Source organism: Aliiroseovarius sp. PTFE2010 (genome assembly GCF_049943335.1).
Taxonomy (GTDB): domain Bacteria; phylum Pseudomonadota; class Alphaproteobacteria; order Rhodobacterales; family Rhodobacteraceae; genus JBNFVY01.
In genome coordinates, this window is sequence record NZ_JBNFVY010000003.1 from 175997 (window position 1) to 198947 (window position 22951).

The window sequence follows — 22951 nt, forward strand, 5'->3', positions numbered from 1 at the left end:
GCGTCAGAGCACGGTTTTGGTCACGCTGGTGGTCACCTTGACCGCGCCCTTGGCGGCGGTGCTGGTGGCCTTGACGCCGACGCGTGCGGTGGTGCAACCGCCAAGAGACAGGGCCAAGGCCATAGCGAATGCAATGGTTGAACTACGCTTCACAAGTCATTCCTTTTGTTCATCTTCCCACCACCAGACGTCCGGCTGAAACCCAACCGTTGCGCCCGATATCGGCAAGGTCTGAGGATAGCGCAGGCGCGCGTCATGCGCCAGCATCGCGCGGTCGGGGTGCCAGATCGGGATCACGTAGCGCCCGGCGGTCAGCAACCGGTCCAGCGCGCGGGTCGCGGCGGTAAAGGCCGTGCCATCCGGCGCGCTCAGCATTGCGTCGATCATCGCGTCCACCGCGGGCGAGTCGATCCCCATCCAGTTGCGCGATCCTGTGACATCGCGGCTTTCGCGGCCCCAGTACAGCTTTTGCTCGGTTCCCGGTGACAGGGAAAACCGCCGTTCGTAATAGGCCATGTCGAAATCGAACCGGTCGGTGCGCTGCACGTATTGCGCGCTGTCCACGACCGTTACCGTGGGGCGCAGGCCCAGACGCGCCAGCGCCGGCAGGTAGAGATCAATGATGTTCTGATTTTGCGTCGCGCCCTGTCGCAGCAGGATGTCAAAGCTGGCCGCCCGCCCGTCTGGGCCGACCAGCCCACCATTCGCCACCGTATAGCCCGCGTCTTGCAAAAGCGCGGCGGCGCGGCGCAGGCCCGCCCGGTTGCGTGGTCCATCGGCCTTGGGCACGGCATAACCGTCCAGCACGCCTGGGATCAATTCGCTGGCGTATGGTGCCAGATAATCGCGTGTCAGACCCGTCGCCGGGCCGGGCCGCATGGCAAGATCCGAATTTGAAAAGAACGACGTGATGCGCGGGTTCACGTCGCCTTGGATGGTTTCGGAAATAGCCTCGTAGTTGAAGGCCAGGATCATCGCCTCGCGCACCCGCCAGTCCGAAAAGATCGGGCGGCGCGTGTTCATCACGAACCCCTTGATTCCGGATGGCAGGGCATTGGGGATTTCGCTTTTCACGATCCGCCCATCGCGCACGGCGGGAAAATCATAGTCGCGCTGCCAGCGCGCCGGGCTGGTCTCGCGCAGGGTGGTGATTTCACCGGCCTTGAACGCTTCAAAGATCACATCGCCGTCACCGAAAAAGTCATAGCGGATTTCATCCAGATTGGCCTTGCCCGCCATGAAGGGCAGATCGTTGCCCCAATAGTCGGGGTTGCGCTTGAAGCGGATGAACCGGTTCGCCTCGTACGCGTCGATCACGTATGGGCCGGACCCGACCGGGACCACATCAAAGCCCGAACGCGCGAAATCGGCCCCCTCCCATTGCGCTTTTTGCAGGATCGGGCGCATGCCCATCAACAGCGCCAGTTCGCGGTTGGCTGCGGCGAAGGTAAAGCGGACCGAGCGCGGCCCGGTCTGTTCAACCGCGCTGACCTGTTCCCAGGCGCTGTGGTATTTCGGATGGCCCTTTGTGCCCAGGACCTCGTAGCTCCAGATGACATCCGCGACGCTCACGGGGGCGCCGTCGGAAAACCGGGCCTCGGGGCGCAGGGTAAATTCGACCCAGGACCGGTCGGCGGGCACATCAATCGATTCGGCCAACAGCCCATAGAGCGTGAACGGTTCGTCGATCGAACGGCCCATCAACGTTTCGAACACATGGACCCCGACGCCCCAAGGCGCGTTGCCCTTAACGATGAATGGATGCAGGCTGTCAAAGCCGCCAGGTTCGCCAAACACGATTTTGCCGCCGCGCGGCGCGTCCGGATTGACATAAGGCATGGACACAAAATCGGGTGGCAGGGCAGGGGTGCCATACATAGCTATGGCATGGCGCGGCTCGGCCAGCGCGATTGACGCCCATGCCGCCAGACCAAACGCGGCCAGGCTCAGCCCCGCCGAACGGAAAAACTGTGGTCTCATTTCGTGAACAATCCTGCGGCTTCATGCTCTTGTTGGCCCCGAGCCTAGACGCGCAATTAAGCTATTTCAAACTTTTAGCTTGGCCCCCGGCAGAGGATTGCGTATAAAAGGGGCACTGCTCGATAGGTTTCTTGCCTGTATGAAACCTGCCTCAATAACTTAACGCCCGCTTCGTGCGGGCGTTTTTTTATGGCGCAATCTGACCTGCGCGTTGCGCCCAAAACCGCGCCAGATCGGTGATTCCCGACCCGGCGTGATTCCCCGCCGCAGATCCGCGCTTTCTGGCTCCAAAAAACCGCCCCGGCATTTCCCCCTGGCATTTTCCCCCCTGTATTTTGCAGCTGCAGAAACTATCTTCTGTTGCAGTGACGTCATTTCAGAAGGAACACACCATGTCAGTCGAAGGCAAAACCGCCGTCATCACGGGGTCGAATTCGGGGATCGGGCTGGGGGTGGCCAAGGAACTGGCCCGGCTGGGGGCCAATGTGGTGCTCAATTCCTTTACCGACACCGACGAGGATCACAAACTGGCCGAACAAATTGCCATGGAAACCGGCGCGACTGCCCGTTACATTCAGGCCGACATGTCCGACCCGGACGCCTGCCGCGCGCTGATCGAAAAAGCCGGCCAAGTGGATATTCTGGTGAACAATGCCGGGATCCAGCATGTCGCCGCGATTCCCGAATTTCCGGTCGACAAGTGGAACCAGATCATCGCGATCAACCTCAGTTCGGCTTTTCACACCACCGCCGCCGCGCTGCCGGTGATGCGCGCGGCCGGGTGGGGCCGGGTGGTCAATATCGCCTCGGCGCACGGGCTGACCGCCTCGCCGTTCAAATCGGCCTATGTGGCGGCCAAACACGGGGTTGTCGGGCTGACCAAAGTGACGGCGCTGGAAACCGCCGAAGAACCGATCACCGCCAACGCGATCTGCCCGGGCTATGTGCTGACCCCGCTGGTCGAAGCCCAGATCCCCGACACGATGAAAAAGTACGACATGGACCGCGACACGGTGGTGCGCGACGTGCTGCTGGATCGCCAGCCGTCCAAGGAATTCGCCACCGTCGAGCAGATCGGCGGCACGGTCGCTTTTCTGGCCAGCGACGCGGCGGCCCAGATCACCGGCACCACGATCAGCGTCGATGGCGGCTGGACCGCGCTGTAAGCCACCACCCGAAGCAAGGTCGAAAGGGGCCCATGCATGGCCAAGAAGAAACGGATCAATCTGGCCCTACAAGGGGGCGGCGCACATGGCGCGTTCACATGGGGCGTGCTGGACCGGCTGCTTCTGGACGAAGATATTGAAATTGCGGCCATTTCCGGCGCCTCGGCCGGCGCGCTGAACGCGGCGGCGCTCAAGGCCGGTCTGGTAGAGGGCGATCGCCAGACCGCGCGCGACAATCTGGACTGGCTGTGGGGGCAGGTGGGGGCGATCCACGATTTGCGTCTGACCGCCTGGATCGAGGCGCTGGCGCCCAGCCCTGCGATCTGGAACATGGCGCTGGACGCGCTGCGCCCCGGCATGGACTTCGCCCAGAGCATGTTCACCCCGTATGTCTATGGCCCGATGTACCGCAACCCGTTGCAGCCCATCGCGGCCAAGTTCAAATACGAACATATCTGTGGCAAGGTCGGCCCCGAGCTGCACATCGCGACCACCAATGTGCGCACCGGCAAGATCCGCGTGTTCAAGGACGACGAGATTACGGCGGATGTGATCCTGGCCTCGTCCTGCCTGCCCAACGTGTTTCAGGCCATCGTGATGGAAGACCCGAAAACCGGCGTCACCGATGCCTTCTGGGATGGCGGTTATACGGGCAATCCGGCGCTTTTTCCGCTGTTTGCGCGCCACCTGCCCGATGACATCGTGGTGGTGAACATCAACCCGATCGAACGTCCGGGCATTCCGGTCAGCCCGGCCGAAATCGAAAACCGCGTGAATGAGATCAGCTTCAATTCATCCCTGCTGCGCGAGCTGCGGGCGATCAAATTCGTCAAGGATCTGATCGCCGATCACAAATTGCCCGAAGGGCAGAAGAAAGACGTGCTGGTCCATATGATCGCTGACGATGACATCATGCGCCAACTGTCGGTGAACACCAAGCTGACGCCAACCCCATCGGTGTTGCTGGCCCTGAAAACGGCTGGGCAAGACGCTGCCGAAACCTTTCTGGGCGATCACCGCAAGGATCTGAACGTGACCGGCACCCTGGTGCTAGAGGACATGTTCGGCTGACGCGGCAAAAGATGAATTGCGCCAGATGATTTGCGCCGGATAATTTGCGCCGCGTGGTTGATGTCAGGTGATTTGCGCCAAGTGATTTGCCTCAGCCGACTTGGCTCAGCTGACTTGCCTCACGTGATTTGCGGCTTGTCCGGCGGATAGACCAGACCGGCCGATATGACCAACTTGGCGGCCTCTTCCACGCTCATGTCCAGATAAATCACATCCTTCTTGGGCACGAACAGCAAAAAGCCCGATGTGGGGTTTGGCGTGGTCGGCAGGAACACCGATACGATGTCTTCGTTCACCGGCGTTTTTTGCGCGATTTCGCCCTTTGCGTGGGTTGAGACAAAGGCGATGGCCCAAAGCCCCGGACGCGGGTACTGGATCAGGCAGGCTTTTTCGAACGACGTGTCGGACTGGTTGAACACCGTTTCGGCGATCTGTTTGACCCCGCCATAGATCGACCGCACGACGGGGGTGCGTTCGACCAGCCCTTCGGCCCAGCGGATCAGCGACCGGCCCACCAGCCCCTTGGCGATCCACCCCACGATGATGGTGAAGATCAGGAATATGATGACGCCCACGCCGCGCAGGTTGATGCCGATATATTGCTCGGGCTGGAACCGGGCGGGGACAAAGGGCAGCACCCAGCCGTCGATCCAGCCGATGACTGTCCAGATCACATAGGCGGTCAGCCCGATGGGCGCGACCACGACCAGCCCGGTCAGGAACGAGGCGCGCAGGCTGGCAAAGCGGCGCTTGGGCGCACGAAGCGTCTCCGGATCGTCATCAAAAGGGTTGGTCATGGCGGGTCTTCAAAGGGCTTGGTTGCTTATTACTTAGGCGCTCTGCCACAGTGCCGCAACAAACCCCTGAAAACCAGCCCCGATCATTTCGCGGTTTCGCTTAAACTACAGGCAATTTCCGCGCCCAGCCGGGCATTATTGCGCACCAGTGCGATATTGGCGCTCAGCGATGCGCCGTCGGTCAGCTCATAGATGCGTTGCAGCAAAAAGGGCGTGACGGCCTTGGCGGTGACGCCCTGCGCCTGGGCGTCGGCCAGGGCCTGCGCGATCACGGGGGCCATGGTTTGCGCGGGGATTTCGGCCGATGCCGGGATCGGGTTGGCCACCAGTTGCCCGCCGGGAATGCCAAGCGCGGCGCGTATCCGGTGGGCGGCAGCGATCTGGGCGGCGCTGTCCATGCGCAAGGGGGCGGGCAGGGGCGATGTGCGCGACCAGAAAGCGGGAAGGCTGTCTTGCCCCACCGCGATCACCGGCACGCCCAGGGTTTCCAGCACTTCAAAGGTCTTGGGCAGGTCCAGGATGGCCTTGGCCCCGGCGGCCACAACCGTCACGGCGGTCTGGGCCAGTTCCTGCAAATCGGCGGAAATGTCAAAACTGGTTTCCGCGCCCCGGTGCACCCCGCCGATGCCGCCGGTGGCAAAGACCTCGATCCCCGCGGCGCGCGCGGCGATCATGGTGGCGGCCACGGTGGTGGCCCCGGTTGCACCGCGCGCCATGCAGGCGGCCATGTCGGCGCGGCTGACCTTGGCGACGTCGCGCGCCTGTGCCAGCGCGCCCAACTGATCGTCGGTCAGACCCACGTGCAGCGTGCCGTCCAGCACCGCGATGGTGGCCGGGACAGCGCCGCCATCGCGAATGTCGGTTTCAACCTGCCGCGCCATGTCGATGTTCTGCGGATAGGGAAAGCCGTGCGTGATGATCGTGCTTTCCAGCGCCACGATGGGCGCGCCGGTCGCGCGCGCCTGGGCAACTTCGGGCGAAAGGGTCAGGGGGGTCATAGGGGCAGTTCTCCTGAGACATAGGTGGCGGCGGCATCCAGCGCGAAATCCAGCGCCCGGGCGCCGATCATGCCGCGAATTTCAGCCGCGATATGGGCGGCCATGAACGTGTCGCCCGCGCCGGTCACGCGGGTGACCATGACCTTGCGCGGCGCGGCGGTGATCACGTCAGCGCCTTGCTGGCCCAGGGCGCTGGCCGCGCCCCCGTCGGTCACCAGCACGCGGCGCGCGCCCCGCGCGATCAGCGCGCTTGCCGCACTGGCCGCATCGTCAAAGGGGCGGTGACCGAGCAGCCCGGCTTCTTCCAGGTTCACGTAAATCGTCGCGCGCGGGTGGCGCAGCAGTGGCATCAGCCGCTCGGCCTTGCCGGGGCTGGCCGGGGCCAGACGCAGATCGGCCGCCGCGAACAGGGGCGATCCGGCGATCCGGGCCAGCAATTCTTCGTTCAGGTTGCCATCCAGCGCGATCTTGCCACCATAGGGCATCGCCGCGCTGCCCAGCCGCCCGTCGGCCAGCGACGACAGGATCTTGTCGCCCGCCGTCTCTAGCGAATGGGCATCCGCAATTGCCGCGATCAGACCGTTCGCGCCTTCGACGGCAATATAGCGGTCGGTCGGCAGATCGGGTGAAACATAGATGTGGTCGGTGACGATCCGGCGCCGCTGGGCCGCGGCGCACAGGGCGCGACCGTCGTCATCGTCGCCAATCGCCGACAGCAACGCCGGCGTCACATCGAACCGGGCCAGCGCCATCGCGATGTTCATCGCCACACCGCCCGGCACACGGGTGATACGCCCCGGCACGTCGCTGCCCTGCCGCATCGCGACGGGCGCGCGGCCGATCAGGTCCCACAGGACGCTGCCAATGCACAGGATGTCAGGCGCGGCGGTCATGCCCCTTGGTGGCCTGCGCCTTCGTCGGACGCAAGGGCTTACCCATCGTCAGCCACCGCGCGCCGGGCGGGGTTTGCGGCCACCCAAGGGGCATGATGGATCCCGCCCATGCCACGGCCCCGCACGCCCTTTCCAATACGTTCGCAAACGGGCATATCGCACGGCAGACCTGAACAGAATTTGCCAATTCGGGCCGTCCGCCCTTGCCAAAGCCCCACACAGGGTGTAGACGCGCGCCACTTCACAGGCGAAGCTTGGGCTTTCGGACAGACATCCCCGAAACGTCCGCCGGTTGGGAGAGATCCCTGATGGCTTCGCCGAGGCGCAAACCGGAAAAGGATATTGGACATGGCGCTCCCCGAATTTTCACTGCGTCAGCTGCTTGAAGCTGGCGTACACTTTGGTCACCAGACCCAACGTTGGAACCCCCGCATGGGCGAGTTCATTTATGGTGACCGCAACGGCATCCACATCATCGACCTGACACAGACGGTCCCGATGCTGGACGCGGCCCTGAACGTGATCCGCGAGACCGTGGCCAAGAACGGCCGCGTGCTCTTTGTCGGCACCAAACGGCAGGCTGCCGGACCGATCGCCGACGCGGCGGAAAAGTCGGCGCAGTACTACATGAACCACCGCTGGCTTGGCGGCACGTTGACCAACTGGAAAACCGTCAGCCAGTCGATCAACCGCCTCAAGGAAATCGACGAAGCTCTGGCCACGGGCGCTGAAGGCCTGACCAAGAAAGAGCGTCTGCACATGGAACGCGACCAGCAGAAGCTGCAGGCATCGCTGGGCGGGATCCGTGAAATGGGCGGCGTGCCCGACCTGTTGTTCGTGATCGACGTCAGCAAGGAAGACCTGGCCATCGCCGAAGCCAAGAAACTGGGCATTCCGGTTGTGGCCGTTGTCGACACCAACTGCTCGCCCGATGGCGTGGATTACATCATCCCGGGCAATGACGATGCGGCCCGTGCCATTTCGCTCTATTGCGACCTGGCCGCGCGCGCTGCGTTGGACGGCATGACCGCACAGATGGGCGCCGCCGGCGTTGACATCGGCGCCATGGAAGAGGCCCCGGTAGAAGAAGCTGTCGCCGAAACGGCCCCTGCACAGGGCTAAGCGCCTGACGTCATTAAACTTTCACCGGGCGCGGCTAGATCCGCCCCGGACACCCCTGATATCGAGGAGAGCCAACATGGCAATTACCGCCGCTCAGGTTAAAGAACTGCGCGAAGCAACCGGCGCAGGCATGATGGACGCGAAAAAAGCGCTGACCGAAACCGACGGCGATTTCGACGCCGCGGTCGATTGGCTGCGTACCAAGGGCCTGGCCAAAGCCGCCAAGAAATCGGGCCGTACCGCAGCCGAAGGCCTTGTCGCCGTTGCGGTTGACGGTGGCACCGGCGTTGCGGTCGAAATCAACTCGGAAACCGACTTCGTCGCCAAGAACGCCGAATTCCAGACCATGGTGAAAGACATCGCCGCGGCCGCTTTGAACGCAGACAATCTCGACGCGCTGTCCAAGGCCGAGGTCGACGGCAAGCCGGTGGCGACACTGATCACCGACAAGATCGCCAAGATCGGCGAAAACATGACCCTGCGCCGGATGGCCAAGGTTTCGGGCGACGTGGTGGTGTCTTACGTGCACAACGCCGCAGCCGATGACATGGGCAAGATCGGTGTGCTGGTCGCGCTGAAAGGGGCGGACAACGGCATCGGCAAACAGATCGCCATGCACATCGCCGCCGCCAACCCCCAGTCGCTGTCCGAGGCCGATCTGGACCCGGCGATCGTTGAAAAGGAACGTCAGATCCAGATCGACATCGCGCGCGAATCCGGCAAGCCCGAACAGGTCATCGAAAAGATGATCGAAGGGCGCATGAAAAAGTTCCTGGCCGAAGTGACTCTGCTGGGCCAGCAGTTCGTGATCAACCCGGACGTTACCGTGGCCAAGGCCGCCGAAGAAGCCGGTGTTGAAATCGTCGGCTATATCCGACTGGAAGTGGGCGAAGGCATCGAAAAAGTCGAAGAAGACTTCGCTGCCGAAGTGGCCAAAGCCGTTCAGGGCTAAACCGTTTGGGCCGTGTGCCCTTCGGGCACAGGCCGGGACAACCGGCCCGTGAAAACCAGGCCGTAACAACAGCGCCCTCGCAGACATCTGCGGGGGCGTTTTCGCGTTCGGGGGGCAGCAACGCGCGATGACAGTCGCTGGATAGGGCAGGCGTGCCCCCCGCGTGTGTTGGCCTGAAACCGCCATCAAAGCTGGACCGGCCGGTGCCGGTGTGGCCCGTGGGACCGCGGCGCTTGGATCAGCCTGGGATTTCGACGGTGAAACAGGTGCGCCCGTCTTGCGATGTTGCATCTATGGTGCCGTTATGCGCGGTCACGATCTGCGCGCAGATATACAGGCCCAGGCCCAGCCCCCCGTTTTCGGCCTGATCCCGCGTGCCCTTGAAGAAGGGTTCGAACAGGGTATCCAACGTCTTTTGCGAAATCGGTTTGCCCATGTTGCAGACCGAAAGGATCAGCCGCCCTTTGTCATGGCGCACCGTCAGATCAATCGGCACACCCGGCGATCCGTGCGCGACCGCATTGGCCAACAGGTTCGATACGACCTGCATCAAGCGCGGTGCATCGCATTCGACCGCGCCGGGAATTTCCAGAGTCTGCCGTATGGTGACGCATTCGGTGGCGGTTTCGATTTCGGTCGCGATCTGCGTGATCCGCTCGGCCAGATCAGTGACCTGTGCGCGTTCGATCACGATTCCACCGCCCAGTTGCAGGCGCGCAAGATCCATCAGGTTGTTGATCAATTCGGTCATGCGACGCGAACTGGCCGACATGTTGCGCAAGATCGTGCGCCCTTGTTCGGTTTGATCCTGTTTCGACAGCAGCCGAACCCCCGACGTCATCGAGGCCAGCGGCGAGCGCAGGTCATGACCCAGAATGGCAAGAAACTGTTCGCGCAGGCGCGCCTCGCGCTCTTGGTCCTTGATACGTTTCTTGCGCCGCTTGTCGTCGGTCACATCGCGCACGGCGCTGTAAAAATTGTCGCCCTCGGGCACGCAAACCCAGGACAGCCAGCGAAACGAGCCGCTGGCTGATTTGTAGCGATTTTCGAACCGCAGCACCGGTTCCCCGCGCAGCACCTGTTCAAACGCCTTTTCGGACGGTTTGACATCATTGGGATGCAGAAAATCCTGATAGGCGCGGCCCAACATGTCCTGCTCTGTCCAGCCCAGAACAGTGTGCCACGCCGGGTTCAGCGCCACGAACCGGCCTTGCCGGTCCAGGATGCACATCGGATCGGGGGACACCCGCCAGATCGCCGTGGCAACGTCTTGCTCATCTCGCATGTCCGGGTCTCTTGTTCCCAACAACCGCAGATAGAATATCACGGAAATTTCACGTTGAATACTCATCTGGCAATCGAGGCGGCGATTTATCAGATCCGCTCGTCCACGGCGGGTCTGAACCGCGGTGCCATACATTTTGCCCGACAGATGTCCGACGGCAATCCGACGCTGTGCAGACGGGATGCAGACAGGGTGCCGACGGGTTGCCAACGGGGGTGCGAATCGGATGGCGGGGGCAATGGCTGGCGGGGCAGGGGGGAGCGGAAGCGGCGCTGACCGGGGATGCAGCGCCGCTCCTATAGGGCACCTGCCAGAAATGGGATGAGGCGGCAGGGCCTATTTTCAGGGGTCGACAGGGGAACTGGATCAATACAGATCCCTGCCGACATCCGGTTGCCCGGGACCCGTTAAGACACTGAAATCACGGTGCTGCTCGGGTCTATGCTCCTAGGCTAAAGCCACCACTCACGGAACAATCGCACTATGGTGTTTTACTTGACCTAAAGGAAGTCAGGGATTCCATACCTGACCAAAGGGTCATGTTTTCACGCCTCCAAAACAAAGATCTGATTTTGTACCGCGGCTTTCAAAACAGCCTGCGCAGTGGTCTCGACGTCCAGTGCCTCGCGGGCCAGCCGCAGGTGCTTTTCCACCGTCGCCGGCGTCAGCCCCATGATGATTGCGATATCCGCGGTGGTCTTGCCATCACCCACCCATTCCAGCACTTCGCGTTGGCGCGCGGTCAGTGTCTTGCGCTCGCCCCAATAGGGCAGGTTGATCAGCTTGAGATGGGCCATGTTGTTCATCACGATGATTTCACGCCCGTGGCGTTTCCAAACCGCATCCGCTTCGGCCTGGCTCATTCCGACCCGCGCTGTCAGGGCAATCGCGCCCTTGGAACGACTGGACAGATCGGGAAAGCTGATCGAATACCCCGCCGTTACACCATGCGATTTGTTGAACTCGAAAATCTTGCGTTCGCTGTCGGTCAGCATGTCTTCGTTCTCGGCGATCCAGCCCCAATGGCAGGCGCCGGTGTTGTGCAAGGCCCATTTGACCATGGGCGCCTGGAAATACAGGCCCTCGTCGATAAACGGTTTGAGATAGGCATCGCCGTGGTTTGACAGGATCAAGAGGTCTTCGCGATCGCCAAAACCCGTGGCCGTGCGATAGCGCGTGAACCCGTAGATCAATCGATCAAAGCCGTAACTTGCCATCTGTTTCACATGCAGATGCCACACTTCTTCAATTGAACCGGCATCTGTCAGCCCCTCCAGATACGCAAGCATGTTCGAACCTCCCTTTTTTCGCACAGCTCTTTGATGCACCCGGTCCACAAACCTGGTGCTGACGCAGCGGAAAGACCGCCAGAACGAATTAGTCCCATTTCCCCAACCGGCCCCAAACTGTGCGCTCAGCGAGGCTCACCTCAGTTGTTGCACCTTGGCCGGCAGGTGGATTAGGGGGAAAAAAACGCGCGCTAACTCACTTTTCGCAACCAAAGCGTTTTGGTAGATGCATGTCAACAATCAAAGGTTTAACACTGGCCAGTCAATTCGCGTCAGGCGCCCAACAGATTTGGCCGAATTTTCAGTCCTTTAAGTCATTTGAGCGGCCCAATTGCATGTTTTTTGTGATCACTCGCACGTTACAATCTACCACATTACGTTACGTCACTATATACCTTTGTGCGGCTCGCACCGAAGCCCATAAAAGTGCCGCGGAAATAGGCATATTGTGCCAACAGTGGGAACTGAAATCGGGTAACACTGGGTTCTGTGAAAGACCCAGACGATCTATCCAACCAGACTTGTTACTGCGATTAGCGCGGTAAACTGCAAATGCTATTCACCCGGCGTCATATCGTAAAGGTAACATAATACTGATTATCAGACTATGGGTATAGATCTGGTGCCGCGACGCCAAGATCACAATGGCCCGCTGCCAATTGGGACAACCTAATTGGTCCCAAGCGTGTCGATCTGCCTATGTGTGGCGCATTATGCATTATAATCACACCCGCGTATCACCATGATCCGCCTGCGACCGTGTTCGCATGATTTCGCCGTCCCGTCGATCCGATCACATGTCGTGCGGCAAAAGAACCGTCATGCAGGTGCCCTTGCCGGGGTGGCTTTCGATCCGCAGGCGACCCCGATGGCGGTTGACGATGTGTTTTACGATCGCCAATCCAAGTCCGGTCCCACCCATCTCGCGCGAGCGGTGCCCGTCGACCCGGTAGAACCGTTCCGTCAGGCGGGGAATGTGGTGCGTATCGATCCCCTCGCCCTGGTCCGCGACATCGATCTGGATCGCGGGAATGCGCAAGGACGGGTCATGATCGTGTTCGGTCACGCAAACCGTCACGATACCGCCTGCCCCACCATATTTGATGCCGTTTTCGATCAGGTTGACGAACACCTGTTGCAGCTGGTCGGTGTCGCCCAGCGTGTGAACCGGTGCGCCGGGTGCTTCGATTACCACTTCGACGCCGTTGGATTTGGCCAAGGGGCGTAGCGCCGAAACGGCCGAACCGATCAGTCCGGTCACGTCGACCTGGCTGGTGGGACGCAGACGTTCCTGGCTTTCCACCCGGCTCAGGCTGAGCAAGTCCGACACCAGCCGGTTCATCCGTCCGGCCTCGCGGTCCATGATTTCAAGAAAGCGCTCGCGCGCCGCCGCATCGTCCTTGGCCGGTCCGCGCAGAGTTTCGATGAACCCACTCATCGCGGTAAGCGGCGTGCGCAGTTCGTGGCTGACATTTGCTACGAAATCACGGCGCATCTGCACGGCATCCTGCAGCTGGGACTGGTCTTCGAAACTGACCACCACCATGCCGTCCACCGGGACCGCGCGCACGTCGAACACGCTCTCGCGCCCGGCGTCCTTGCGCAAGGTGATCTGCGTCTGGCTTGGTTCAGACAGGCGCAGAGCGGTTTCGATACAGTCCAGCAGCAGCGGTGTGCGCAGCATGGTCACATAGTGGCGCCCGTCCAGGCCTGCGCCGAAAATCGTGGTGGCGCGCTCATTGGCTGCCACGATCCTTTCGCCGGAATTGATCACGATCAACGGCATGGGAATCGCCGACAGAAAATTGGAAACCAACGCTGGCGACACGGTCTTAATCTCCTTTGGGCTGGCCCAGTCTTAACGGCGGTGTGGATGAAGATGCCAGCGCCGTCTATATTTCGAACTGCATTCCGTCCCAGATCCGGCTTGCATGCACGCCAAATGAAACAACCGCGTGACAGGCAGGGTTTCTGCCCAATTTCATGAGAATCGTTATCGCAAAATGCAAACCAAGTTAAGAAAAGCCTTGCACATTGCGCCAAATGTTCGCTTCTATGGGGTCCACGGCGGTTGGAAATCAACCTCTGGTGACCGGTGGAATGGAACGAAGGGCAGATAATGTTCTGCTTTAAAGACGATGATATTGTCGATTTGTCGGCTGTGCGCTCGCAAAGAAACAAGGGGCTGGGACCGCGGGTACTGGCTGTGGGGGATGTAACCGGCTGGCGGCGCAGTAATCGCGCCTTTCCACAAAGCCAATCTGTGGCGCTGGCCGATTTCTATGAGATCGACGCAGCGCTCCTGGATATGATCCGACCAGAATTTGTTCTGTCGCCCGCAATCTGTGCGCAGTTCGATTGCCTGGACCTGGCGGCTGTTTTGCACGCGGCAGGGTTCAAAGGCATGTTTCGTGCGCTAACCGGTCAGTTGCCTGCGCCCGATATTATCCGGCGTGAGGTCGCGGCCTGTTATCCCGGACTTGATTTCGATTTTCTTGACAGTGCGCGACTGGCACCGATGATGACGGTCTGACGCTTAATCAAGCGCTTTCAGATCGTCGCGGTAGCGCTGCATGTTTTTCTGATAATTCTGCGCCCCGGCGGCGACACGCGCGGCTTGCTCGGGCGACATCTGTTTGACCACCTTGCCCGGCGCGCCCATCACCACGGCACCTTCTGGAATTTCCTTGCCTTCGGTTACCAAGGCCCCTGCCCCGATCAAGGCGTTTTTACCAATGACGGCGCCGTTCAAAATCGTCGCCCCCATGCCGATCAACGCGCCATCGCCAATCGTGCAGCCGTGCAGCATGGCCTTGTGACCGATCGTGCAGTTTTCCCCGATGGTCAGCGGAAAACCCATATCCGTGTGCAGCACGCAGTTTTCCTGGATATTGCTGCCTCGGCCCACGTGGATGACTTCGTTGTCGCCCCGCAACGTGCTGCCGAACCAGACCGACGTGGCCGCCTCCAACACGACCTTGCCGATCACATGGGCGCCGGGAGCGACCCAGTAATCACCGTTTTCGGGCAGGACGGGGGCGTGATCGCCAAGGGCATAGAGCGTCATCGGGTCTCCTCGAATTCTGATTGCAGGGCACGCGCGTGGTCAATCAGGCTGGGCTGTTGAATACGGCGCAACCGGGTGGCTTCGATGATTGTACGCAGTTGCACCTCGGTCTGGTCAAGATCGTTGTTGATCAGCACAAAGTCATAAGCATCCCAGTGGCTGATTTCATCCCAGCTACGCTGCATGCGCCGATTGATCGTCTCTTCGCTGTCCTGGCCGCGGCTGATGAGGCGCCGGTTCAATTCCTTGATCGACGGGGGCAACAGAAAGATCGACAGCGTGTGCTTGGCCAGATCCGAGTTGCGGATTTGTTGTGCGCCCTGCCAGTCGATATCGAACAGCACATCCTGCCCCTGCCCGATCGCCTCTTCCACCGCCGCTTTGGGCGAGCCATAGAAATTGCCGAACACATGGGCGTGCTCCAGCATGCCGCCCTGGGCCACCTGGGCTTTGAAGTCGCTTTCCGAGACAAAGAAATAGTCCTTGCCGTCCACTTCGCCCTGGCGTGGAGCGCGCGTGGTGGCCGAAACCGAAAACCGGATCGACGGGTCCCAATCGCGCAAGCGCCGCGCCAGTGTGGATTTCCCTGCACCCGAAGGCGAAGACAAGATGATGAGAAGGCCGCGCCGGTCCGCCATGATCACTCCACGTTCTGCACTTGCTCGCGCATCTGGTCGATCACGTGCTTGAGGTCAAGCCCTATCGCGGTCAAATCCGGTGCCCCGGCCTTCGAGCACAGAGTGTTGGCCTCGCGGTTGAACTCTTGCATCAGGAAATCCAACTTGCGCCCAACTGGCCCCCCCTGCTCTAGCAGCGCGCGCGCGCTGGCCACATGAGTGCGCAGGCGATCCACCTCTTCGGTGACGTCCGCCTTGACCGCCAATAGCGCCAACTCCTGCGCCACGCGGTCGGGGTCGGCATCAACTGCGCCCATGATGCGCGCCAGGTTCTCCTTGATCGTCTCGCCCATCCGCGCGGTGCGGGTCCGGGCCATTTCGGCGGCGCGTTCGGTCAGCTCGGCCATTTCGTCCAGCTGTCGGTCCAAAACACCCCGCAGGGCTGCCCCTTCGGATTCGCGCATATGGTTAAATTCGTCGAACAAACGGGGCAATTGGGACCGGATTTGCACCTGCAGCGACATATTGTCGTCACCATCGGCAGGGGTTTCGACCACCCCGGAAATGGTTAAGATTTGGGCCGCGCTGGTCGGTGCAAGCTGGACACCGGCCACCCGCGCCGCCGCTTCGACAGCGCGAATGCGATCCAGCGCGGTTGTCATGCCGGTTTCGCTGATCACGCCGACGCGGTTGCGGGTCGATCGATTGACGCGCAAAGACACGGTGACGCTGCCACGCCTTATTTTCTTGGGAATTTCGGCCCTGACGAACGGCTCTAAACCGTCCATCCAGTCCGGCAGTCGAAGCCGGATATCCAACCCTTTGCCGTTGACCGCGCGCATTTCCCAGACCCAATCCGCCCGATCATCCTGCCCGGAAACGCTGGCGAACCCTGTCATCGATCTGATCTTCGGCACGTTAACCATTTCCATTGAATTTTTCCCAAATGGGGCAGAGTTGTGGCATATTAAGGTCTGAGTAAGGTTCCTTACGCTATTCGTTAACAGACGCGGCTCTGGGCAGCAATTCAGAGAGCTACGTCAAGCAAGTGGTGATCGACGTGACAATCGAGTACGTTCGTGGCGAAAACATCGTGTCTCTTCAACCTCGCAGGTCCGAGATGATCTATCCGGCACTGAGTCAAGTAGAAGCATACTGGAACGGGTTGCGGAACGGCCGTCCGGTTCCCGCGCGCTCGGAAATCGACCCGCGCGGCATGAATGAGGCGTTGGAATACGCGTTCATCCTCGAACGGATCGCCACCGGAATTGCCCGCTTCAGACTCGCCGGGATGCACCTGTCGGACCTGATGGGCATGGAGGTCCGCGGCATGCCGTTGACTTCGATGTTCGTACCCGAAAGCCGCGGCGATCTGTCCAAGGCGCTGGAAGCCGTGTTCGAAACCCCGCAAGTCACACGCATTTCGCTACGCGGCGAACGGGGCGTGGGGCGCGCCGCACTGGACGCTGAATTGCTGTTGTGCCCACTGAAGAGCGATCTTGGCGATGTGAACCGTGCGCTCGGCTGCCTTCAGTCGCGCGGTGACATTGGTCGCCAACCGCGCCGCTTTCAGATTGTCGATATCGCGACCAGCCCGATTATCTCGGATGGTCCGGTCGTGACGGCGCCGATGCCCGGCGCCCGCCCCACCGCAAAGACGCCGGTGCCCCCCGGATTTGCCGAAGCCAAAGCGGCCTATGAGGCGCAAGCCAAAAACGATGGGCCCAAGAAACCGACCATTTCAATTACCGAAGGCCGCGATGGCAAACCGCGTCCGGCCCTGCGTCTGATCAAGTCCGACGACTGATATTTGCCCGCGCAAAACGCCGGGATATCTGACATTTCGAAATCCATGCGGCTTCGTGAGTGACCGCTGGACACCGCGCTGCCAATTATGTGAGAGCAAGCGGCAGCGCTCATTTAAGCTATTGATTTTATAATGAAAGAGCCGGGCGCAACACGCCCGGCTCTATTTTTTGGTGCGACCCGGCGTCAGACAGCTTTGGCGGTCTGTGCCTCGTGCACCTTGCTGAGTTCTTCGGCCACCAGGAACGCCAATTCCAGCGACTGGCTGGCGTTCAGGCGCGGATCACAGGCGGTGTGATACCGACTCGACAGATCTTCGTCTGTCACGGCGCGCACGCCGCCGGTGCATTCGGTCACGTCCTTGCCGGTCATTTCGAAATGGACGCCGCCAGGGATTGTCCCTTCCGCCTTGTGGATGGCGAAAAATTCCTGCACCTCGCGCAGCACGCTGTCAAACGGCCGGGTCTTGTAACCCGAAGCGGATTTGATCGTGTTACCATGCATGGGATCGCAGGACCAGACCACGTTGGCACCTTCGGCCTGAACCGTCTTAATCAGACGCGGCAGATGATCGCCCACCTGCCCGGCCCCGAACCGCGCGATCAGCGTCAGGCGCCCCGGATCGTTCTTTGGGTTCAGCTTGGACATCAACACCTTGAGATCGTCGCCGGTCGTGCTTGGCCCGCACTTCAGACCAATCGGGTTCTGGATTCCGCGGCAGAATTCCACATGCGCGCCATCCGGTTGACGGGTGCGATCCCCGATCCAAACCATGTGGCCCGAGCCGGCGATCGTCGCGCCAGAGGTCGAATCAACCCGCGTCAGTGCTTCTTCGTATTCCAACAGAAGGGCTTCGTGGCTGGTGTAGAAATCGACGGTCTGAAGATCGGGGCTGTGATCCCCGGTCATGCCTGCGGCCTTCATGAAATCCAGCGCATCCTGGATCCGGCTGGCCATGTCCCGGTATTTTTCGGCTTCGTCGGATTCCGTGAAACCCAAAGTCCAGGCATGCACCCGGTGAATATCGGCAAAGCCCCCTTTTGAAAAGGCGCGCAGCAGGTTCAGCGACGCCGCCGCCTGCGTATAGGCCTGCAGCATGCGCCTAGGGTCGGGCACACGGCTGGCTTTGTCGAAATCAAACCCGTTAATGATGTCACCGCGGTAACTGGGCAGTTCCAGCCCGTCGACGGTTTCGGTGGGCGCACTGCGCGGCTTGGCGAATTGACCCGCCATGCGGCCGACCTTGACCACGGGGACCTTGGCACCAAAGGTCAGCACCATTGCCATCTGCAACATCACCTTGAATGTATCGCGAATGGTGTCGGCGCCGAATTCGGAAAAACTCTCGGCGCAATCCCCGCCTTGCAACAAGAATGCCTCGCCTCGGGCGACCTTGGCCAATTCGTTGCGCAAGGTGCGCGCTTCCCCGGCAAAGACCAGCGGCGGATACTTGGCAAGTTGACCTTCGACAGCCGACAGCGCCTTGGCGTCGGTGTAGTCGGGCATCTGGATCCGTGGCTTGGTTCTCCAGCTGGATTTGGACCACTCAGTCATGTTGCTCTCCGCGTCAGTCGAGTTAGCGATATCAGGTCTGCGCTTATAAGTCCGACCGTATCACGATGAAACCCCTATTTCCTATACGCCGCACCGCATACGCCGCCGTATGGCCGGTGCATGACATCTGCCCGGTTGCAGCTACTGCGGCCGCATTCGGAAGACCGCGCCATTGTCTTCGGACAGGAACCATACGCTGCCGTCCGGCGCTTGGGTCACATCGCGCACGCGCCGCGTTGCACGGGACTCGATCCGGGTCTCGGACCAGTCGCGCGGATCGAGCACGGATATGTAGTCGAATTTCAGCGACCCGACGAAATGCAGACCGCGCCACGCAGCGGCCCCCTGGCCGGAATGAATGGCATAACCAGAGGGGGCAATGGATGGGTCCCAATAATGTGCAGGTTGCGCCATTCCGGATTTTTCGGTGCCCTCGCCGATCTTTCTGCCCGAATAATGCGTCCCATAGGATATGACTGGCCAGCCATAGTTTGTCCCTTTGGTGATGCGGTTGATTTCGTCCCCGCCGCGTGCGCCATGTTCAACGGTCCAAAGTTGCGCGGGGGGATCCAACGCCGCGCCTTGCGGATTTCGATGCCCGAACGACCAGATTTCGGGCCGGGCATCGCTGCGTCCAACAAAGGGGTTGTCTGAGGGAATGGTCCCACTCCGGTTCAGCCGCAATACTTTTCCATTGTGCTGTGCCAGATCTTGTGCGGCGTCGGCGTCGCCCCGATCCCCAATGGTCACAAACAGCGTTCCATCCGCAGCTTCGACCACACGTGATCCAAAGTGCTGTCGCGCGTTTGATCCCTGAGACATCCGAAAAATCTCGCGCGCAACGATGCGCCCGGGCTCAAGCCGCGCAATGCCGAGTGCCGTCCCCGTGCCCGCCCCGATTGCGGTCGCATAGGTCAGAAAAATTTCGCGGCTTTTGACGAAATCGCGCGACACAGTCACGTCCAGCAACCCGCCTTGGCCATGTAGGGTGATCTCGGGCAATCCGGTCAATTCTTGCCGACCGTCCTGCCCCATCAGCCAAAGACGCCCGGCCTTTTCGGTCACAAGGACGCGCCCGTCAGGCAGGAAATCAAAGCCCCACGGCAACTCAAAACCGTCGAACATCCGGTCAATCATCACCATAGGCTGAGCCGTTGCGGCCAAGGGAAAGGCAGAAGACATAACGTTTCCACCCAAAGCGGCGCCTGTGACACCAATCAATCGTCTGCGCGTAAACATAGCCTCGAACTAGTCGGATCGCGACGCGTTTCCAGCCCTTCCCTTGCCCGGCAGCGCGATACTGGCGGAAATTGCCGATCGCGCTGTTGTGCAGTCCGTGAGTAGAAGATTGCCTCACCATATCGCACGTTGATTTGGCAACATGAAACACCGGCGGCCAATAATTGCTCTGACAGGCGGAGAGTTGCCGATTTTTTCCCGCAGTGACTTAAAGTTAGACAGCCCTGCTGCCCCCTTTTCTTTTCGCGCTACGCTGCTTAACCTGCTGGGCAGGGTAAAGATCCAATTTGGGAGACGTTGAATGAAAAAATTGTTTATGGCCACGGCTTTAGGCGCCATCATTGCCGGAACCGCAGGCGCAGAAAGCCAGTCTGACTCGGTCAAGATCGGCGTGATCCTGGGTTATACGGGCCCGATTGAATCGCTGACACCCCATATGGCCGACAGCGCCGAGCTTGCGATGAAGGAAATCAGCGACAGCGGCAAGTTCCTGGGCGGCAAAACGCTGGAACCCGTGCGCGCTGATTCGACCTGCGTGGACGCTGCTGCGGCAACTGCGGCGGCCGAACGTCTGATTACCTCGGACAATGTGGCCGCGATCATGGGCGCCGACTGTTCGGGCGTCACCGGCGCGGTTCTGGCCAATGCTGCGGTTCCCAACGGCGTGGTGATGGTATCACCGTCGGCAACTTCGCCTGCGCTGTCCACGGCCGAAGACAACGGTCTGTTCTTTCGCACATCGCCCTCGGACGCGCGCCAGGGCGAAGTTCTGGCCGAGATTCTGGCTGACCGCGGTGTCAAATCCGTCGCCGTCACCTACACCAACAACGATTACGGCAAAGGTCTGGCCGACAGCTTCATTTCGTCCTTCGAGGCAGCTGGCGGCACTGTAACCATCTCGGCTGCACACGAAGACGGCAAGGCCGACTATTCCGCCGAAATCGGCGCGCTGGCGTCCGCCGGGGGCGATCTGCTGGCCGTATTTGGCTATGCCGACCAGGGTGGCAAGGGGATCATTCAGGGCGCGACCGACACCGGCGCCTTTGACACCTTCCTGCTCGGTGACGGCATGTATGCCGATGCCCTGCTTGCCGATTTGGGCGACGTGCTCGAAGGGTCCTTTGGCGCTGCTCCGTGGAGCCAGGGCGAAGGTGCGGACAAGTTCGCGGAAATTTCTGCGGCCGGCGGCGTGAACGGCGAAAGTGTCTACACCCGCGAAAGCTATGACGCCGCTGCGCTGATCGGCCTGGCGATGGCCAAGGGGGGCAACGCCGATCGTGCAACCGTAGCCGCCAACATTCTGGACGTGGCCAATGCCCCGGGCGAACCGATCCTGCCGGGTGAATTGGGCAAGGCGCTGGATATCCTCGCTGAGGGCGGAGAAATCGACTATGTCGGCGCGACCGGTGTCGAACTGATCGGGCCCGGTGAAGCCGCGGGCACGTATCGCGAATACAAGATCGAAGGTGGCGCTTACGAAACGGTAAGCTTCCGCTGAACCGACAATTGCTCTAAGGGCAGCCCGGGACAAATGCCGGGCTGCCCTTTTGCTATGCGCGGCGACGGGACGGGGTATGACGCGATGATCCGGGTTGAAAACCTGCACAAGCACTTTGGGGGCTTTAGGGCGGTCGATGGCGCATCTCTTGAGATTGCCGAAGGCAAAATCACAGGCTTGATCGGCCCCAACGGAGCGGGAAAAACGACGCTTTTCAACGCGATAGCGGGCGTTCTTGAACCCACTTCGGGACATGTTTTCATGGACGGTGAAGACATAACCGGGCTGCCCCCGCATGATCTTTTTCACCGTGGCTTGCTGCGCACGTTTCAGATCGCGCATGAGTTTTCGTCGCTGAGCGTGCGCGAAAACCTGATGATGGTGCCCGGGCATCAATCCGGCGAAGCGCTGTGGAACACATGGTTTGCCCGCCGACAGATCGCGGCCGAGGAAAAGGCCCTGCGCGACCAAGCGGACGAAGTTCTGGATTTCCTGACCATCTCGCACCTTGCGGACGAACGGGCCGGAAACCTGTCTGGCGGGCAGAAAAAACTGCTCGAACTGGGCCGCACCATGATGGTCGACGCGCGGATTGTGTTCCTGGACGAGGTGGGCGCAGGCGTGAACCGCACCTTGTTGGGCACAATCGGGGACGCAATCGTCCGGCTGAACCAGGAACGCGGGTATACGTTTTGCATGATCGAGCACGACATGGATTTCATCAAACGGTTGTGCGACCCGGTGATCGTTATGGCCGAAGGCAAGGTGCTGGCCGAAGGAAGCGCCGAAGACATCATGAGGAATGAACAGGTGATCGAGGCCTATCTGGGCACCGGCCTGAAGAACAAGGCGGGGGCGAACGCATGACATACGGCAGCGTATGGCCCACCCCATACGGGTGCGTATAGGATGACAAGTTTTCTAGAGGCGCGGGGTATGCGCGGCGGCTATGGTGCGGCTGACATCCTGCATGATTGCACGCTAACGGTGGATACTGGCCAGATCGCCGTCATCGTCGGGCCAAATGGCGCGGGCAAATCGACCGCCATGAAAGCGGTGTTCGGCATGCTGCCGCTGCGCGCCGGAACGGTCACACTGAACGGCGAAGACATCACCGACCTGACCCCGCAAGCGCGCGTGGCAAAGGGTATGGGTTTCGTGCCGCAGACCCACAATATCTTTACCTCGATGAGCGTCGAAGAGAACCTGGAAATGGGCGCCTTCATCCGGCGCGATGACATCTACGAGACGATTGAGCAGGTTTACGATCTGTTCCCGATCCTGCGCGACAAGCGGCGGCAAGCGGCGGGCGAATTGTCGGGCGGGCAGCGACAGCAGGTCGCTGTCGGACGCGCGCTGATGACCAAGCCGCAGCTTCTGATGTTGGATGAACCCACCGCGGGAGTCAGTCCGATTGTGATGGACGAACTGTTCGACCGCATTATCGAAGTGGCCCGCACCGGCATATCGATCCTCATGGTGGAACAGAACGCGCGCCAGGCGCTGGAAATCGCGGACAAGGGATATGTTCTGGTGCAGGGCGCAAACGCGTTCACCGACACAGGCAGTGCGCTTCTTGCCGATCCCCAAGTGCGCAAAACATTTCTTGGGGGATAA

At 60.7% G+C, this 22951-nt stretch carries 22 protein-coding genes; 9 read left to right on the forward strand and 13 right to left on the reverse strand.

Annotated elements, in window-relative coordinates; translation table 11 throughout:
• Positions 1-3: 3 nt before the first annotated feature.
• Positions 4-153 carry a hypothetical protein gene (locus ACP2AV_RS06870; RefSeq protein ID WP_426371958.1) on the reverse strand — a complete coding sequence of 50 codons (150 nt, stop codon included), beginning with the start codon at positions 151-153 and terminating at the stop codon, positions 4-6.
• Positions 154-156: 3 nt separating this feature from the next.
• Entirely contained in the window at positions 157-1980 is a 1824-nt protein-coding gene (locus tag ACP2AV_RS06875; RefSeq protein ID WP_426371959.1) for an extracellular solute-binding protein, read from the reverse strand.
• A gap of 392 nt (positions 1981-2372) precedes the next feature.
• On the opposite strand from ACP2AV_RS06875, the gene ACP2AV_RS06880 reads away from it, so the two are divergent.
• Together ACP2AV_RS06880 and ACP2AV_RS06885 are read left to right on the forward strand one after the other, a co-directional pair.
• On the forward strand, positions 2373-3146 hold the full coding sequence (locus ACP2AV_RS06880; RefSeq protein WP_426371960.1) for a 3-hydroxybutyrate dehydrogenase: 774 nt from the start codon (positions 2373-2375) through the stop codon (positions 3144-3146).
• Between the two features lie 36 nt (positions 3147-3182).
• Positions 3183-4217: a patatin-like phospholipase family protein gene (locus ACP2AV_RS06885; protein WP_426371961.1), complete on the forward strand. Its 1035-nt coding sequence runs from the start codon at positions 3183-3185 to the stop codon at positions 4215-4217.
• A gap of 119 nt (positions 4218-4336) precedes the next feature.
• Here ACP2AV_RS06885 and ACP2AV_RS06890 read toward each other — a convergent pair whose 3' ends face one another.
• The 3 genes from ACP2AV_RS06890 to ACP2AV_RS06900 form a co-directional block, all read right to left on the reverse strand.
• Positions 4337-5014, reverse strand: coding sequence for a DUF502 domain-containing protein (locus ACP2AV_RS06890; RefSeq protein ID WP_426371962.1), 678 nt, complete (start codon positions 5012-5014; stop codon positions 4337-4339).
• An 83-nt stretch (positions 5015-5097) separates the two neighbouring features.
• Entirely contained in the window at positions 5098-6012 is a 915-nt protein-coding gene (locus tag ACP2AV_RS06895; RefSeq protein ID WP_426371963.1) for a pseudouridine-5'-phosphate glycosidase, read from the reverse strand.
• Complete coding sequence (locus tag ACP2AV_RS06900; RefSeq protein ID WP_426371964.1) at positions 6009-6905, reverse strand: PfkB family carbohydrate kinase; 897 nt, start codon at positions 6903-6905, stop codon at positions 6009-6011. The genes ACP2AV_RS06895 and ACP2AV_RS06900 overlap by 4 nt, the downstream gene beginning before the upstream one ends.
• 348 nt (positions 6906-7253) lie before the next feature.
• Here ACP2AV_RS06900 and rpsB point away from each other — a divergent pair, with 348 nt between their 5' ends.
• Complete coding sequence (rpsB, locus tag ACP2AV_RS06905) at positions 7254-8027, forward strand: 30S ribosomal protein S2 (RefSeq protein ID WP_426371965.1); 774 nt, start codon at positions 7254-7256, stop codon at positions 8025-8027.
• Between the two features lie 76 nt (positions 8028-8103).
• The gene (gene tsf, locus ACP2AV_RS06910) at positions 8104-8979 is read left to right on the forward strand and encodes a translation elongation factor Ts (RefSeq protein WP_426371966.1); all 876 of its coding nucleotides are present in this window, start codon (positions 8104-8106) and stop codon (positions 8977-8979) included.
• Positions 8980-9217: 238 nt separating this feature from the next.
• Here tsf and ACP2AV_RS06915 read toward each other — a convergent pair whose 3' ends face one another.
• The 3 genes from ACP2AV_RS06915 to ACP2AV_RS06925 all read right to left on the reverse strand — a co-directional run bounded on the left by ACP2AV_RS06915 (position 9218) and on the right by ACP2AV_RS06925 (position 13381).
• Positions 9218-10264 carry a PAS domain-containing sensor histidine kinase gene (locus tag ACP2AV_RS06915; protein ID WP_426371967.1) on the reverse strand — a complete coding sequence of 349 codons (1047 nt, stop codon included), beginning with the start codon at positions 10262-10264 and terminating at the stop codon, positions 9218-9220.
• Positions 10265-10809: 545 nt separating this feature from the next.
• A complete protein-coding gene (locus tag ACP2AV_RS06920) occupies positions 10810-11553 on the reverse strand; it encodes a LuxR family transcriptional regulator (protein ID WP_426371968.1) in 744 nt (247 codons plus the stop codon).
• Positions 11554-12346: 793 nt separating this feature from the next.
• On the reverse strand, positions 12347-13381 hold the full coding sequence (locus ACP2AV_RS06925; protein WP_426371969.1) for an ATP-binding protein: 1035 nt from the start codon (positions 13379-13381) through the stop codon (positions 12347-12349).
• 291 nt (positions 13382-13672) lie between these two features.
• Here ACP2AV_RS06925 and ACP2AV_RS06930 point away from each other — a divergent pair, with 291 nt between their 5' ends.
• On the forward strand, positions 13673-14086 hold the full coding sequence (locus tag ACP2AV_RS06930) for a hypothetical protein (RefSeq protein ID WP_426371970.1): 414 nt from the start codon (positions 13673-13675) through the stop codon (positions 14084-14086).
• 3 nt (positions 14087-14089) lie between these two features.
• On the opposite strand, the gene ACP2AV_RS06935 is transcribed toward ACP2AV_RS06930, so the two are convergent.
• Genes ACP2AV_RS06935 through ACP2AV_RS06945 form a run of 3 tightly spaced genes read right to left on the reverse strand, consistent with a single transcriptional unit; the run spans position 14090 to position 16169 of the window.
• Positions 14090-14620, reverse strand: coding sequence for a gamma carbonic anhydrase family protein (locus ACP2AV_RS06935; RefSeq protein WP_426371971.1), 531 nt, complete (start codon positions 14618-14620; stop codon positions 14090-14092).
• A complete protein-coding gene (gene gmk / locus ACP2AV_RS06940; RefSeq protein ID WP_426371972.1) occupies positions 14617-15258 on the reverse strand; it encodes a guanylate kinase in 642 nt (213 codons plus the stop codon). Before gmk ends, ACP2AV_RS06935 begins: the two co-directional genes overlap by 4 nt.
• A 2-nt stretch (positions 15259-15260) precedes the next feature.
• Complete coding sequence (locus ACP2AV_RS06945; protein ID WP_426371973.1) at positions 15261-16169, reverse strand: YicC/YloC family endoribonuclease; 909 nt, start codon at positions 16167-16169, stop codon at positions 15261-15263.
• A gap of 128 nt (positions 16170-16297) precedes the next feature.
• On the opposite strand from ACP2AV_RS06945, the gene ACP2AV_RS06950 reads away from it, so the two are divergent.
• Positions 16298-17044: a PAS domain-containing protein gene (locus ACP2AV_RS06950; RefSeq protein ID WP_426371974.1), complete on the forward strand. Its 747-nt coding sequence runs from the start codon at positions 16298-16300 to the stop codon at positions 17042-17044.
• 185 nt (positions 17045-17229) lie between these two features.
• Here the strand turns inward: ACP2AV_RS06950 and ACP2AV_RS06955 are convergent, their stop codons facing one another.
• Together ACP2AV_RS06955 and ACP2AV_RS06960 are read right to left on the reverse strand one after the other, a co-directional pair.
• Positions 17230-18597 carry a class II 3-deoxy-7-phosphoheptulonate synthase gene (locus ACP2AV_RS06955; protein ID WP_426371975.1) on the reverse strand — a complete coding sequence of 456 codons (1368 nt, stop codon included), beginning with the start codon at positions 18595-18597 and terminating at the stop codon, positions 17230-17232.
• A gap of 141 nt (positions 18598-18738) precedes the next feature.
• Positions 18739-19740, reverse strand: a complete 1002-nt coding sequence (locus ACP2AV_RS06960) for a PQQ-dependent sugar dehydrogenase (protein WP_426371976.1) — start codon at positions 19738-19740, stop codon at positions 18739-18741.
• 397 nt (positions 19741-20137) lie between these two features.
• On the opposite strand from ACP2AV_RS06960, the gene ACP2AV_RS06965 reads away from it, so the two are divergent.
• From ACP2AV_RS06965 to ACP2AV_RS06975, 3 genes are all read left to right on the forward strand, one after another.
• Positions 20138-21334, forward strand: a complete 1197-nt coding sequence (locus ACP2AV_RS06965) for an ABC transporter substrate-binding protein (RefSeq protein WP_426371977.1) — start codon at positions 20138-20140, stop codon at positions 21332-21334.
• Positions 21335-21418: 84 nt separating this feature from the next.
• The gene (locus tag ACP2AV_RS06970) at positions 21419-22201 is read left to right on the forward strand and encodes an ABC transporter ATP-binding protein (RefSeq protein ID WP_426371978.1); all 783 of its coding nucleotides are present in this window, start codon (positions 21419-21421) and stop codon (positions 22199-22201) included.
• A 42-nt stretch (positions 22202-22243) separates the two neighbouring features.
• Entirely contained in the window at positions 22244-22951 is a 708-nt protein-coding gene (locus tag ACP2AV_RS06975) for an ABC transporter ATP-binding protein (protein ID WP_426371979.1), read from the forward strand.

Coding starts and splice junctions, on each gene's coding strand:
- tsf (WP_426371966.1), top strand. CDS start 8,104: ATGGCAATTACCGCCGCTCAGGTTAAAGAACTGCGCGAAGCAACCGGC.
- ACP2AV_RS06970 (WP_426371978.1), top strand. CDS start 21,419: ATGATCCGGGTTGAAAACCTGCACAAGCACTTTGGGGGCTTTAGGGCG.
- ACP2AV_RS06960 (WP_426371976.1), bottom strand. CDS start 19,740: ATGGTGATGATTGACCGGATGTTCGACGGTTTTGAGTTGCCGTGGGGC.
- ACP2AV_RS06945 (WP_426371973.1), bottom strand. CDS start 16,169: ATGGAAATGGTTAACGTGCCGAAGATCAGATCGATGACAGGGTTCGCC.
- ACP2AV_RS06975 (WP_426371979.1), top strand. CDS start 22,244: ATGACAAGTTTTCTAGAGGCGCGGGGTATGCGCGGCGGCTATGGTGCG.
- ACP2AV_RS06955 (WP_426371975.1), bottom strand. CDS start 18,597: ATGACTGAGTGGTCCAAATCCAGCTGGAGAACCAAGCCACGGATCCAG.
- gmk (WP_426371972.1), bottom strand. CDS start 15,258: ATGGCGGACCGGCGCGGCCTTCTCATCATCTTGTCTTCGCCTTCGGGT.
- ACP2AV_RS06880 (WP_426371960.1), top strand. CDS start 2,373: ATGTCAGTCGAAGGCAAAACCGCCGTCATCACGGGGTCGAATTCGGGG.
- ACP2AV_RS06890 (WP_426371962.1), bottom strand. CDS start 5,014: ATGACCAACCCTTTTGATGACGATCCGGAGACGCTTCGTGCGCCCAAG.
- ACP2AV_RS06915 (WP_426371967.1), bottom strand. CDS start 10,264: ATGCGAGATGAGCAAGACGTTGCCACGGCGATCTGGCGGGTGTCCCCC.
- ACP2AV_RS06935 (WP_426371971.1), bottom strand. CDS start 14,620: ATGACGCTCTATGCCCTTGGCGATCACGCCCCCGTCCTGCCCGAAAAC.
- ACP2AV_RS06885 (WP_426371961.1), top strand. CDS start 3,183: ATGGCCAAGAAGAAACGGATCAATCTGGCCCTACAAGGGGGCGGCGCA.
- ACP2AV_RS06900 (WP_426371964.1), bottom strand. CDS start 6,905: ATGACCGCCGCGCCTGACATCCTGTGCATTGGCAGCGTCCTGTGGGAC.
- ACP2AV_RS06875 (WP_426371959.1), bottom strand. CDS start 1,980: ATGAGACCACAGTTTTTCCGTTCGGCGGGGCTGAGCCTGGCCGCGTTT.
- ACP2AV_RS06965 (WP_426371977.1), top strand. CDS start 20,138: ATGAAAAAATTGTTTATGGCCACGGCTTTAGGCGCCATCATTGCCGGA.
- ACP2AV_RS06895 (WP_426371963.1), bottom strand. CDS start 6,012: ATGACCCCCCTGACCCTTTCGCCCGAAGTTGCCCAGGCGCGCGCGACC.
- ACP2AV_RS06930 (WP_426371970.1), top strand. CDS start 13,673: ATGTTCTGCTTTAAAGACGATGATATTGTCGATTTGTCGGCTGTGCGC.
- ACP2AV_RS06920 (WP_426371968.1), bottom strand. CDS start 11,553: ATGCTTGCGTATCTGGAGGGGCTGACAGATGCCGGTTCAATTGAAGAA.
- rpsB (WP_426371965.1), top strand. CDS start 7,254: ATGGCGCTCCCCGAATTTTCACTGCGTCAGCTGCTTGAAGCTGGCGTA.